10 protein-coding genes and 5 pseudogenes are annotated in these 12751 nt (G+C 59.0%); 9 read left to right on the forward strand and 6 right to left on the reverse strand.

Translation table 11 applies throughout. From position 1 onward, the window contains the following. The 3 genes from fliE to ETW23_RS20750 are packed head-to-tail and all read right to left on the reverse strand — an operon-like array spanning position 1 to position 1115. Positions 1-297 (reverse strand): flagellar hook-basal body complex protein FliE, encoded by a 297-nt coding sequence (gene fliE, locus ETW23_RS20740; RefSeq protein WP_129372532.1) that lies wholly within the window; start codon positions 295-297, stop codon positions 1-3. A 22-nt stretch (positions 298-319) separates the two neighbouring features. Then, positions 320-712 carry a flagellar basal body rod protein FlgC gene (flgC, locus tag ETW23_RS20745; protein ID WP_024092263.1) on the reverse strand — a complete coding sequence of 131 codons (393 nt, stop codon included), beginning with the start codon at positions 710-712 and terminating at the stop codon, positions 320-322. Positions 713-725: 13 nt separating this feature from the next. Beyond that, complete coding sequence (locus ETW23_RS20750; protein WP_129372531.1) at positions 726-1115, reverse strand: FlgB family protein; 390 nt, start codon at positions 1113-1115, stop codon at positions 726-728. 88 nt (positions 1116-1203) lie between these two features. On the opposite strand from ETW23_RS20750, the gene ETW23_RS20755 reads away from it, so the two are divergent. The 3 genes and pseudogenes from ETW23_RS20755 to ETW23_RS26290 form a co-directional block, all read left to right on the forward strand. Then, the gene (locus ETW23_RS20755) at positions 1204-2532 is read left to right on the forward strand and encodes a FliI/YscN family ATPase (protein ID WP_134831116.1); all 1329 of its coding nucleotides are present in this window, start codon (positions 1204-1206) and stop codon (positions 2530-2532) included. 172 nt (positions 2533-2704) lie between these two features. Continuing rightward, entirely contained in the window at positions 2705-2899 is a 195-nt protein-coding gene (locus ETW23_RS25265) for a hypothetical protein (RefSeq protein WP_167738045.1), read from the forward strand. A gap of 112 nt (positions 2900-3011) precedes the next feature. Further along, a pseudogene (locus tag ETW23_RS26290) lies at positions 3012-3104 on the forward strand (hypothetical protein); the annotation flags it as partial. A gap of 666 nt (positions 3105-3770) precedes the next feature. Here ETW23_RS26290 and ETW23_RS20765 read toward each other — a convergent pair. Then, positions 3771-4293: pseudogene (locus ETW23_RS20765) on the reverse strand (transposase); the annotation flags it as partial. 199 nt (positions 4294-4492) lie between these two features. On the opposite strand from ETW23_RS20765, the gene ETW23_RS20770 reads away from it, so the two are divergent. The 5 genes and pseudogenes from ETW23_RS20770 (at position 4493) to ETW23_RS20790 (ending at position 9179) form a co-directional block, all read left to right on the forward strand. After that, positions 4493-5191 carry a fumarylacetoacetate hydrolase family protein gene (locus tag ETW23_RS20770; protein WP_134831117.1) on the forward strand — a complete coding sequence of 233 codons (699 nt, stop codon included), beginning with the start codon at positions 4493-4495 and terminating at the stop codon, positions 5189-5191. 325 nt (positions 5192-5516) lie between these two features. Then, positions 5517-6558: pseudogene (locus tag ETW23_RS20775) on the forward strand (TRAP transporter substrate-binding protein). An 81-nt stretch (positions 6559-6639) separates the two neighbouring features. Then, the gene (locus ETW23_RS20780; protein WP_129372527.1) at positions 6640-7221 is read left to right on the forward strand and encodes a TRAP transporter small permease; all 582 of its coding nucleotides are present in this window, start codon (positions 6640-6642) and stop codon (positions 7219-7221) included. Further along, positions 7218-8722: pseudogene (locus tag ETW23_RS20785) on the forward strand (TRAP transporter large permease). Before ETW23_RS20780 ends, ETW23_RS20785 begins: the two are co-directional and overlap by 4 nt. Before the next feature lie 13 nt (positions 8723-8735). Continuing rightward, entirely contained in the window at positions 8736-9179 is a 444-nt protein-coding gene (locus tag ETW23_RS20790) for a thioesterase family protein (protein ID WP_129372525.1), read from the forward strand. A gap of 4 nt (positions 9180-9183) precedes the next feature. On the opposite strand, the gene ETW23_RS20795 is transcribed toward ETW23_RS20790, so the two are convergent. Both ETW23_RS20795 and ETW23_RS20800 read right to left on the reverse strand, forming a co-directional pair. After that, positions 9184-10386 (reverse strand): winged helix-turn-helix domain-containing protein, encoded by a 1203-nt coding sequence (locus tag ETW23_RS20795; RefSeq protein ID WP_134831118.1) that lies wholly within the window; start codon positions 10384-10386, stop codon positions 9184-9186. Next, positions 10386-11411: a LacI family DNA-binding transcriptional regulator gene (locus tag ETW23_RS20800; protein WP_134831119.1), complete on the reverse strand. Its 1026-nt coding sequence runs from the start codon at positions 11409-11411 to the stop codon at positions 10386-10388. The genes ETW23_RS20795 and ETW23_RS20800 overlap by 1 nt, the downstream gene beginning before the upstream one ends. 311 nt (positions 11412-11722) lie before the next feature. On the opposite strand from ETW23_RS20800, the pseudogene ETW23_RS20805 reads away from it, so the two are divergent. After that, positions 11723-12741, forward strand: a pseudogene (locus tag ETW23_RS20805) (IS110 family transposase). Positions 12742-12751: the final 10 nt, after the last annotated feature.

Here is a 12751-nt window from a genome sequence, read left to right on the forward strand (position 1 = left end):
TTAGACCGGCATCCTCAGGATTTCCTGGTAAGCTTCGACGACCTTGTTGCGCACGGTAACCGCAGTTTCGACTGCCAGTTCGGTCTGCGCCAGGGCCTGCACCAAAGCGTGCGGGTCGGCGTTTGAGGTCATCGCCTGCATTGAGACCTGTTCACTTTGCTGCAAAGTCGCCGCGAAATTCTCAAAGCTCTCTTTCAGGCGGGGGCCTGCGCCAGTGCCCGCATATTCGGGATCGGCTTTGGTGGCGGGACGGGCAGCGGCATAGCCGGTTGCCGCGGAAAGACTGCGAATATCCATTCTGGATCTCCAAATGTTTTGGTTAACGTCTCAATAGGTCCATGAGTGATGCGGACATTGTGCGGGTCTGCTCGAACATCTTCAGGTTGGCTTCATAGCTTCGCTGGGCTTCACGGGCGTCGGCGATCTCGATCATCAGATCGACATTGGAGCCGTCGTAATGCCCGCTTTCATCGGCCATCGGATGCGAAGGGTCGTAGACTTCTTCCAGATCGCTGCGGTCCAGCGTGACCCGGCCGGTGCGCACATGCTCCACATCGGTTTGCAATTCGCGCACCGCTTCAAACGGTACCGTTTTGCGCCGGTAGCCCGGAGTGTCAGCGTTGGAGATGTTTTCCGACACGTGGCGCAGACGCGAGGCTTGCGCCTTGAGACCGCTGGCAGTGACGGAAAGGGCTCTTGAAAATTCACTCATCTCTCATCCTCCCTTAGGTTTTGCCAAGGCTTGCGCGCAGGACATTCATCGAGGATTTGTAGATGGCCAAGGCCCGCTTGTGCTGCCGGGAAACTTCAACGCCTTTCAGAAGTTCGGTTTCGACAGACACTGAGTTGTCATTGGGATCGCTGCCGTCCTCGCTTGAAGTGACGGCCCAGTCCATACCGTTGCCGGCGGTGCCGTTCAGATGGCTGCCGCGGGTTGCGATCATGCTGCTCGGGCGGGCCCCGGCTGCAAAGACTTCCTTGAATGGCTTGATGTCCTTGGCGTGGTAACCAGGCGTATCGGCGTTGGCGATGTTCTGGGACACCAATGCCTGGCGCGTCCCGGCATGAACTGCCATGGCGTGAGAAATTTTGAATACGTTCAGTTCTGTGAACACCAGGGCTTCTCCCTTGATCGATTTCAATCAAGGCTTAACCCCGATTCCTTTAGAAATTGTTTTCAGGACATCAATGGAGGCCGCTGCAATGAAAGCAGAGCTGCAAGCACTGACCCGTCAAATAGCCGGAAAACGCCTGGCAACACAGATGGGCAGGGTTACCGCGATCTCTGGCGGGGAAATCGAAGTCAGCGGGTTGGCTTCTGCCGCGCGGATCGGTGACCGGCTGGTGCTGCGGCGCGGCCCGCAGGACGAGTTGAATGGCGAAGTTCTGAAGATTAATGGAAGTAATATCAGCATGTTGCCTGATAGGGCGCCTGATGGCGCTGCTGTCGGTGACCCGGTGGTGCTGCACCCCTCGCCTGAGTTTTTGCCCAGCGATCACTGGATTGGCAGGGTGATTGATCCTTTTGGGGAGCCGCTGGATGGCCGCCCCTTGCTGCCGGGATCCGCGCCGCGGGATCTGATGGCGTCCCCGCCCAAAGCCGCCGGCAGGCGGCCGATGGGAGAGCGTTTGGCGACCGGGCAGGCGGTATTGAACACGATTCTCCCAATTGTGCGCGGCCAAAGGGTGGGTCTTTTTGCGGGCTCCGGCGTCGGAAAATCGTCTCTGTTGGCAAAACTGGCCCAAAGCATGGAAGCGGATGTGGTGGTCATGGCGTTGATCGGGGAACGCGGCCGGGAGGTGAATCACTTTGTCGAACAGGTTCTGGGACCCGATGGCATGCGCCGGGCGGTTGTGGTGGCTGCCACGTCCGATCAGTCCGCGCTGGTCCGGCGCCGTTGCGCCTGGGCCGCCATGACAGTTGCCGAGCATTTTCGCGATCAGGGTAAGAATGTGCTGTTCCTAGCCGACTCGGTTACCCGTTTCGCCGAGGCGCACCGGGAGATTTCAGCCGCTTCGGGCGAAGCACCTGCCTTGCGCGGATACCCTCCATCGGTAACACCGCTGATCACCGGCCTGTGCGAGCGGGCTGGCCCTGGCGCAGACGGGCAGGGTGATATCACGGCTGTGTTCAGCGTCCTGGTGGCCGGTTCCGACATGGATGAGCCGATTGCAGATATTCTTCGCGGTGTTCTGGACGGTCATATTGTATTGAACCGGGAAATCGCCGAACGCGGCAGGTTCCCGGCGATTGACGTCTCACGCTCAGTCTCCCGCAGTCTGCCTGCTGCGGCCACTGCCGATGAAAACACGGCAATCCAGGATGTGCGCAAATTCTTAGGCGCTTATGAACAGTCGGAAGTGATGATCAGGGCCGGTCTCTATGCTGAGGGTAATGACGCGGTGCTGGACAAGGCTGTGAAACTGTGGCCGGAACTGGACGGTTTTTTCGGCCGCGAAGATCCGGAAGGAATCACCAGCAGTTTCAATCGGCTGCTTCTGTTGCTGCGCCGGGCCAAGGCGGGACGGTAAGCGGCGCGTTGGCTCCACCTACCGTCTGATCATTTGATCGGCGAGTAACTGCGGCGATGGAATTTCTCACAGGGATGCTTCAAGGATACCCCTACTGAGGTATTTACATACTTCTGATTTGTAATGGGTCGGTGCGAACATCTGCGTTGGCCTGATGATCTGAAGGCACTGATTGTCTCTGAGACTTTGGAACCTGAAGCGACCGCAAGTAGCGTGCCATGGTATTGAAACATGCGCCCAATCATTTGCCGGCGTAGCGTCGGATGGCGCGCTGGGGGCCTTTGTGGTGTTCTGCATGGCCGTCCTGAAGGACATGAAGTGGGCCGAGCTGAAATCGGCACTGCTGGAAACGGCGAAATTGACGTGATGATCTTCACCATCATCTGGGGCGTGCAGGATATTTTCAAAGGCGTGCCCCCGTTTTTCATCACCGACGCCGTGAGAATTACGTTGCTGGTCGCTTCCCGGGAGTTGTGCTCAATCTGCCGCATCATCGGCAGGTGCGAATCTATGCACGACTGGGCGTCGAACTGGGCTGCACCATGTTGGCGGCATGGGTGGGCAAAGCCGCCTATGAAACGACCGCGGTTTATGCCGCCCAGCAGACGAATCTCAAAATAGCCCACCAAGCTCTTCAGGGACGAGACCACGGCCCCTGGCCATAATCCTGTCAGAAGCAAAGTAAAGAAGGGGTATCTCTGGGCTCTCGCCCGCGATATCTGACCTTGGGGCAGCAACTGTCCACCCAGTTGCCCTAGTGATGGTCGCAGGATTTCGGACCAGTGGCTAAGCTGTATCAGGGTGCGTAATCCGGTGTGATCCGGCCACCCGTTCCAATCACATCCGGAGACCTCTATGACGTGTTGCTGCAAGGCCATCTGCTTGCGGTTCTTTTGGGACCGGAGGGAGCGCGATGAAGAGATTGCCCCCTCTAGGCAGCATGCGCGTATGCGCCTGCCGGGCAGTGGATACGGAAGATACGGGACGTACTGCGGCTTTCAGCCGAGGGCCTGTCGGCCCGCCGGATGGCGGCGAGCCTGGCGATTGGCCACACCACGCTGCTGGGTTATCTAGGGCGTGCCCAAGAGGCAGGCTTAAACTGGCCGCTGCCGCCGGAGATGGCGGATGCCGAGCTTGAGCGGCTCGTCTCTCCGCGAACTGCCCGGGAGGCGGCGCGGCGCGCATTTCAGCCAGATTGGGCATACGTCCACCGGACACTGCGGCGAAGCCGTATCGTCATACTGACGTGTCAGCTCGATCATGTCCGCAACCGGATGGTCTTCGTCAGCCCGACCAACCGGCTCTCGTCTCTGTGTGGATCGGTGCTGGCCCAGGACGCGGCAAACGCGACGCTTGGAGACCTTCATTTGGCTGCTCAAAAAATCAATGCAAGCATGGCAGCGCGAGGGGCTCAGGGGCTCCGCCCGTTCAGGGCTGAAACGGTCTGATGAATGTTTCCGGGACGCTCTTCGCTCCCTTTGCGGCCTCGGACAGAATCAATTTGTCCAACGTCAGGTCCGATACCACCCTGCGCAGGCGCTCGATCTCCTTCTTAAGCCGCTTCAGTTCCTTAAGCTGCTCTGTGCCCATTCCGCCGTACTATTTCTTCCAACGGTAGTACGTTTGTTCAGTCACACAGGCCTGACGGATTGCAGCAATCCGGGGCATGCCTTGCCCCATCAGGACTTCAATCTGCCGCAACTTCACGTCAATCTCTCCGGTCTCCTTTGGCCATCTATGGTCATCCGCATTCCTAAACATAGGCGCGGACCACTTCATTGGGGAGGCTCTGCATCAAACGCGCGACGCGCAAGCAGTATTCATCGGAAGAGAAGATCAGGAATGTGCTGGACGGCCAGGTGCAGGGCATTCAAGCCGAAAGCGGGGTTTACAGGCTGTTGGATTGCGGCTCTGACTTGGTGAGGCAGCCTGAATCTGCCGAGGTATGAAGGATTCTTTGATGGGTGAGATTCTGTTCACATTGCAGGACGCACCGGTGATTCCGGTCGCCGGAGAACCGGCGGGATACCCGGTCGGGCGGATTTTCTGCGTTGGGCGCAATTACGCGGCTCATGCTGCCGAAATGGGCAGTGAAGTGGACCGCGAGGCGCCATTTTATTTCACCAAGACGGCGGTCAATGCGGTGCTGACGGGTGCGGTTGTGCCCTATCCGCCGGGGACTGAAAACTTCCACTATGAGATGGAGCTGTCTGTGGCGATTGGCGCCCCGGTGTTCCAAGCATCCGCCGAAGAGGCGAAGGCTGCTGTCTTTGGCTATGGATGTGCGCTGGATATGACCCGGCGCGATCTGCAGATCCGTGAGCGGCAGAAACAACGCCCCTGGGATCTGGGCAAGGATTTGGAGAACGGGGCGGTGTTTGCGCCGCTGACCCGGGCAGCAGATTGGGGCAGTCCGCCTGGCCGGCGCATTTGGCTGGAGGTGAACGGGGGGATCCGGCAGGACGCCGCGCTGGAGGAAATGATCTGGTCCGTTGAGGAGATTATCTGCCATCTGTCCGGCTTTTATCACTTGCGGCCCGGAGATGTGATTCTGACTGGAACGCCGGCCGGTGTTGGAGCCGTTCAGGCAGGCGACCGGATGCGCGGCGGGATTGATGGTCTGCCACAGGTCGACTTGACGCTGGCTGCTGCGGAATGACGTAAGGCGGCGGAAAGCCATGATTTTTGTTGCCATGCGGCCATCTTAATATGTATCAATTTGAATGTGAGTGCAGGGGGCTTTGTAACATATAAGCTGTGAAACTTGTCTGAGTTCAGGAAGCGCAGGCAGATTTCATGAGTGGAAAATGCATGATCCGCTGTTGATAGTTACAAATGCACCTAATAGCAGGGGGCAACTGGTTCGTAAAACGAACCCTGCGAGGGGCCTTGGTGGCGGATACGGAAAGAATTCTGCCATCTGCCGCAGTAATGTTGCGAGAGCGGCGGACCCTGCAAATAATTTGGTCTAAGGGAGGACAGACATGACTACTCGGAGAAAGCTATTGGGGCAGCGGGGGCAGCGGCCTTGGCAATGTTCGGCGCAATGCCGGCATTTGCTCAGGAGGTGACCCTGAAACTGCACCAGTTCCTGCCGGCACAGGCAAACGTGCCGAAACTGATCCTGGATGTTTGGGCGGACAACGTCGAGGAATCCTCGGGCGGGCGCATCAAGGTTGATCGCTTTCCGTCGATGCAGCTGGGGGCAAGCCGCCTGAGCTGATGGACCAGGCCATTGATGGCGTGGCGGATATCGTCTGGACCGTGGTAGGCTATACCCCGGGCCGCTACCCTTCAACCGAAGTGTTCGAGCTGCCATTCATGATGACCAATGCGCGCGCGGTGTCGCACGCCTATTGGGAAATGTTCGACAAGCACATGAAGGACACCGAGTTCAAGGATGTCCACATTCTGGGCACTTGGGTGCATGGACCCGGCTTAATCCACACCGCCGACCCGGTGGAAACGCCTGAAGATCTGGAAGGCATGAAGATCCGCGGCGGTGGCCGGTCGGTCAACGCATTGCTGACTGAGCTGGGTGCAACCCCGGTGGGGATGCCGGTTCCGGCTATTCCGGAAGGCCTGTCCAAGGGCGTGATCGACGGCACCACCATTCCGTGGGAAGTGACGGCGGCGCTGAAGGTCCCGGAGCTGGTGGAGAACCACACTGAGTTCACTGGCAAGGCGCTGTATACGCTGACCTTTGTTCTGGCGATGAACAAAGAGAAGTATGAGAGCCTGCCGGATGACCTGAAGAAGGCGATCGACGATAACTCCGGCTTGGAATTCTCGGTCTTTGCCGGCGGCACTCAGGCGGATTCGGATGGTCCCTCACGCGAGATGGCGCTGGATCTGGGCAACACTGTGATCACCCTGGACGAAGAACAGACTGCCGTCTGGCGTGAACGCTCGCAACCGATCTACGACAAGTGGATCGCCGACATGGCCGAAAAGGGTATCGACGGCAATGCGCTGATCGAAGAAGCCAGCGGGCTGATCGAGAAATACACGCCGCAGTATCAGTAAGGCGTTTTGATTGATAAAAGTGAAGGGCCGCACGGCATTGGCACTGCGGCCCTTTGCATACCGGAATAAGGCAACTGAATAATGCACAAGCTCATGATGCGGCTGGCCAAATCCATGGCCTACCTGGGCGGTGCGGTCCTCACTCTTCTGATCATTTTGACATGTGTTTCGATCGCCGGGCGTTTGCTCAACGGCGTCTTCCATGGCGATTTGATGGAGCGGATTGCGCCGGGGTTCTCAAAGTGGATGACCGGCTGGGTCGGGCCGGTCAATGGCGACTTTGAACTGGTCGAGGCCGGTGTGGCCTTTGCGATCTTCGCCTTTCTGCCGCTGTGCCAGATCACCGCAGGCCATGCCTCGGTTGATGTGGTGGCCAATACGTTTCCGCGCGGAGTGAACCGGTTTTTGCGGATGGTGACCGAAATAGTCTTTGCCGCGGCGCTGATTCTTATCGCCTGGCGGCTGGGGGCTGGGCTTGCGAGCAAGTTCTCCAATGGCGAGACCTCCTTCCTGCTCGAGTTTCCGGTTTGGTGGGCCTACGGCGTCAGCATGGTGGCGGCTGTCGTCGCCGCGATTGTGGGTCTCTACATGGGTGCAATCCGCACCATCGAATTTTTTACCGGCCGGATCCTGATCTGGGACGGCGTGGAGGGCGAACAGTGACGGCTCTTGAAATTGGCATCGCCTCCTTCCCGGTTCTGATGCTGCTGATCTTTCTGCGGGTGCCTATCGGGCTTTCGATGTTTCTGGTCGGCCTTGGCGGGCTGATCTGGGTCACGGACGGCACCCAGGTTGCGTTCGGGCGGCTGAAAAGCGAAACCTATTCGACCTTCTCCTCCTATTCGCTGACCATTGTGCCGATGTTCCTGCTGATGGGGCATTTCGCGACGCTGGGCGGCATGTCCACCGCGTTGTTCAAAGCGGCTGAAGGATTCCTCGGCCACCGCAAGGGCGGGGTTGCGATGGCGGCCATCGGCGCCTGCGCAGGCTTTGGTGCGATCTGCGGCTCGTCCTTGGCCACCGCGGCCACGATGGGCCGTGTGGCATTGCCAGAGCTGAAGCAATACGGCTATGCCGGCGGATTTTCGACCGCGACGCTGGCGGCGGGCGGCACGCTGGGCATCCTGATCCCGCCTTCTGTTGTGCTGGTCATCTATGCCATCCTGACCGAGCAGAACATCGCCAAGCTGTTCCTGTCAGCCTTCATTCCGGGCTTGCTGGCAGCTTTGGGTTATGTAATTGCAATCTCGGTCTATGTGCGCCTGTTCCCTGAAAGTGCCGGCACCCGCCCGCCAGTTCCGATGCGCGAGCGTTTCGCCGCGCTGGTACATGTCTGGCCGGTGCTTCTGGTGTTCGGCCTGGTGGTGGGCGGCATATATCTGGGATGGTTCACCCCGACCGAGGGTGCAGCCGTGGGCGCATTTGGCACCGGCTTCATCGCCTGGACCAATGGCGGGCTGAACCGCGAAACACTGGCTGACAGCTTTTTGGTAACAGCGCGGTCCACTGCGATGATTTTCTTCATCGTGCTGGGTGCTGGTTTCTACAATGGTTTCCTGGCGCTCACAAAAGTACCGCAGGAATTGGCTGATTACGTTGTGAGCCAGGGTCTTAGTCCTTGGATGGTGCTGGCACTGATCCTGGGATTCTACTTGGTCTTCGGCTGCCTGATGGATTCGCTGTCGATGATCCTGCTGACGATCCCGATCTTCTTTCCGGTGATCTCGGCGATGGACTTCGGTCTGCTGTCGCTGCCAGCAATGCAGGCGGATGCAGCGATGGAGGTGCTGAAGGCCGGCGTGCCTGAAGGGATGGGGCAGAGATGCTCGCCTCGATCAAGGACGCCATTGCGGCCGGAGCAGAACTCACCCGTGAGCAGATGAAAGAGCTGGGTATCCGGGTGACAGAAGGCCGGGTTAACCGGATCGAGGCGGAATATGTCGCTATCTGGTTCGGGATCCTGGTACTGATCGTGGTCGAGGTCGGCCTGATCACCCCGCCAGTGGGCATGAACCTGTTCATCATCAGCGCAATGGACCGTAAGACCAAGATGATCGACACTTACAAGGCGGTGATGTTCTTTGTTGCCTCTGATCTTATCCGGGTGGTCATTCTGGTTGCCTTCCCGATTATCACGCTGCTGCCGCTGATGCTGATGCAATGACGGGGCTAGTGTGATGGCGCAGAACAGTACAGGGCGGCAGCCGGGTTTCGAGCATGAAATCCGCGTGGGCTGGGGCGATTGCGACCCGGCCCGGATTGCCTATACCGGGCGGCTGCCAGTTTTCGCGCTGGAGGCGATTGACGCTTGGTGGGAGCATCACCTGGGCGGCGATGGCTGGTATCAGATGGAGCTGGACCGCGGCACCGGTACGCCATTCGTGCATATGAGCATCGATTTCAGGTCACCGGTTACCCCGCGGCACAGGTTGAAATGCGAGGTCTGGCCTTCGGCACTGGGTGGTAAGTCGGTGACTTTCCGGGTGAAAGCGCGGCAGGATGGGGTGCTGTGCTTTGAAGGCAAGTTTGTTTGCGTTTTCATAGCTCCGGAGAGCTTTACTGCAAAACCCGCGCCGGAAGATTACCGGCAGGTGATCGAGGCCCAGCTACGGCCCGAATAATACCTCAGCGCAACCAGCCGTCAGCGAAACTCACTCTGCTGAGGCCGGTAAAGCGCGCAACCCGGTCCAGTTCTGCCTCCAGCCGCTTGGTGCGGGGCAGGGACCATTTCACATCCCGTTCAGGCCATACGACGGTGACGCGCAGGACGCCCGCGTCCCGGTCTGCCTTCATATCGATCCGGCCAACCAGGCGTGTGCCCTCCAGCAATGGAAAGACGTAATAGCCGTACTGGCGCTTGGGTGCGGGGGTGAAGACCTCGATCCGGTAATGGAAACCGAACAGCCGTTCCGCCCGCTTGCGGTCGCGCAGGGCTGGGTCAAAGGGGCTGAGCACCCGCATCCGGCCCGGTGCCGGACCCAATTCCGCAGCGGCTTCCACGGTGCCCGGACGGGCGAACACTTTGCGCAGCTTGCCGTCCGCCTGCAATATCTCGATCTCTTCCAGCTCTCCTTGGCGCAGCTGTTCGGCGCACCATACCTTGGCTTCCGCCGGAGAGGCGGTGTCCCAGAACGATGCGAGTTCGCCGGAGGTGGCAAAGCCCAACCGGTCCATCGCAGCAGAGCAGAGCCAGTTTATGGTCGCAGTCGCGTCGCAGGAGGTGCTAGGGCGCAGATGCTCCTCAATCACTCTCTCGGTCAGGTCATAGCGTTTCTGAAAACCTTCACGCCCCACCACTGTCAGCGCGCCGGAACGCCAGAGATATTCCAACGCGGTTTTGGACGGATGCCAGTCCCACCAGCCGCCGGAACCCTTTTTTTCATCCTTGCCAAGGTCAGAAGAACTGACTGGGCCGTGATCCCGCACATGGTTCAGGACGGTTTCGAACTGCGCCTCAAACCCGTCGCGCCGCCAGTTGCGCCAGCGTTTGCGCAGCAGCCCGGTGTCACGCTGAAACCGCAGATGCCAATGAGGGTAAAACACCATCGGGATCATTGCGGCGTCATGGGTCCAATGCTCAAACAGCCCGCGGTCCCGCTCGTAGAGCTGCTTCAGATGTTTGGCGCGATAACCCGGGCGGCGTGAATAGAGGATCACGTCATGGGCGCGCGCCACCGTATTGATGCTGTCGAGCTGCACAAACCCCAAACGCTGGATCAGCGCTAGCAAGTCCGCACCCTTGGCAGGGCCAGAAGGCTGCTCCAGCAGGGCGTGGCGGTCCAGGAACAGCCGCCGCGCGCTTTGATTGTCCAGCCGTTGCAGCGCCATCAGCGCCGTTTCAGCGTGTCGCCATAGGAAATGGTCGGGGTCAGCGTGACATGCTTATCGATCTCTGTGTCCGGATCGTCCAGCTGTGCCGCAATGATCTCAGCCGCTTTGCGTCCGATGTCCAGGCGGCAGGCGTCCATGGTGGCCAGCTTGCGGGGCAGCCCCTGCAGCAGCTCCACCCCGTTGAACCCGGCCAGGCCAATCTGGCCCGGCACATCAATGCCCTGATCGAGCAGATACAGCAACCCGCCCGCGCCGATCATGTCATTGGAGAAATATAGAAAATCCAATTCCGGTGAGCGCTCCAGCATGGCTTCAGTCATCTCGCGCCCCTTGGCCAGCGCCGAACCGCCTGAGTAAAACTCGCGGTCTTCGATCTCCACGCCTTCCTTGGCCAGCGCCTCGGTGAAACCTTCGAACCGCTTTCGCGCCCGGTGATCAAGCGGCATCTTGGTGCCCATGAAGCCAATATGCCGGTATCCGGCCTTAAGGATCGCCTTGGCCATTTCGCGGCCCGCACGACGGTGGGAAATGCCGACCATCGCATCCACCGGCTTACCGTCGGTATCCATGATCTCCACCACCGGGATACCGGCGCTGTTCAGCATGGCGCGGGCGGCCTCGGTATGTTCCAATCCTGCAATTATCACACCGGAGGGGCGCCAAGAGAGCATTTCATAAAGCACCTTTTCCTCTTTCTCGGGCTGATAGTCGGTGACGCCGACCACCGGCTGCAGCTCGGTATTCTCCAGCACCTTGTTGACGCCGGTCAGCACCTCGGGGAACACCATATTCGACAACGAGGGGATAATCACCGCCACCAGGTTCACCCGGTTCGAAGCCAGCGCGCCAGCGATCTTGTTGGGCACATAGCCCAGTTCCTTGGCGGCACTCAGTACTTTAGTGCGGGTCTTTTCCGACACATCGCCGCGATTGCGCAGTACGCGGCTTACGGTCATTTCGGATACACCGGTCGCTTCGGATACATCGCGGAGGGTGAGAGGGCGCTTGCTGTCCGTGGTCACGTTCCTGAGCCTCTTGTTATTGCTGTGTGCAACGTTAGCGCAGACATCGGTTGCTGCACAATGGAAACTGCGCGCGGCAAACCGGCATTCGGCCCCGCCCATCCTAATGTGAGCAAGCGTTGCAACTGACCCCGGCAGAGGCTTCTAGCTGACGCGCCCTATGGTCTCCATTTTGGTGCGCAGCGCCAATACGAAACAGTAAGTACTAGACAGCCTCGGCCCGTCGCGGATGAGGTGGGTGGCTCCTGCTCCGCCGGCATCGAATGTGCCAAAGTGCAGTTATCAACGACTGCTAGGAATGGAGCCATCCAATGACAGCAAAGACATTAGGCCTGGATTTGGCCAAGGATGTTTTTCGAGTACACGGCATTTCGGAGAACGGCCGCGTTATCTTCAACAAGGCGATCAAACGCGTGAAGCTGCTAGCGTTTTTTGAGACGCTGCCACCGTGCACGGTTGGCATGGAAGCCTGCGGTTCATCCCATCATTGGGGCCGCCAGCTGCGCCAGCTCGGGCATGATGTGAAGCTCATGCCTGCTGGATATGTCAAACCGTATGTGAAGCGCGGAAAGAACGATGCTGTCGACGCAGAAGCGATTTGCGAGGCGGTCCGCCGTCCGACCATGCGCTTCGTAGATATCAAGACTGAAGATCAGCAGGCCATTTTATCCATCCACAGAACGCGTGACCTGGCCGTCCGGAGCACACCCAACTGGCCAACATGATCCGTAGCCTGTTGCGCGAGTTTGGACATATTTTGCCGATTGGGATCGAAGCCGTTACGGCTTTTGCAAAGCGTCACCATGACGGTGATCACCCGGACATGCCCGCCATTGCGAACGGCATGCTTGGCATCCAGTGCTACCAATTCATCGGCCTGAACGAACGCATCTCTGGCTATTCCAAGATGATCGAGCAACACGCAATGCTGAACGCAGATGCACGTCGATTAATGCGCATGCCTGGAATTGGGCCGGTCACGGCATCGGCGATTGTCGCCACAATCGGTGACGCGCATCAGTTTCGGACAGGGCGCGATCTGGCGGCATGGCTGGGGTTGACCCCTCTCAATAAATCCAGCGGCGGCAAGGAACGTCTTGGAAAGATCACGAAGCAGGGTGATCGCTACATTCGCAAGTTGCTGGTCGTGGGCATGACATCTCGCGCTGTGATGGCGAAACGTTCGCCAGAGAAGGTCGACCTCTGGACAGCCAAGATCATTGCCGGCAAACCGTTCCGGCTGGCAACAGTCGCCATGGCAAACAAGGCAGCCCGGGCCGTCTGGGCGATGCTCACCAAGAAACAGGAATACCGGCAGCCAGCGTTCTAAGCGCTCCGAT

This window comes from Leisingera sp. NJS201, assembly GCF_004535885.1.
Classification (GTDB): Bacteria; Pseudomonadota; Alphaproteobacteria; order Rhodobacterales; family Rhodobacteraceae; genus Leisingera.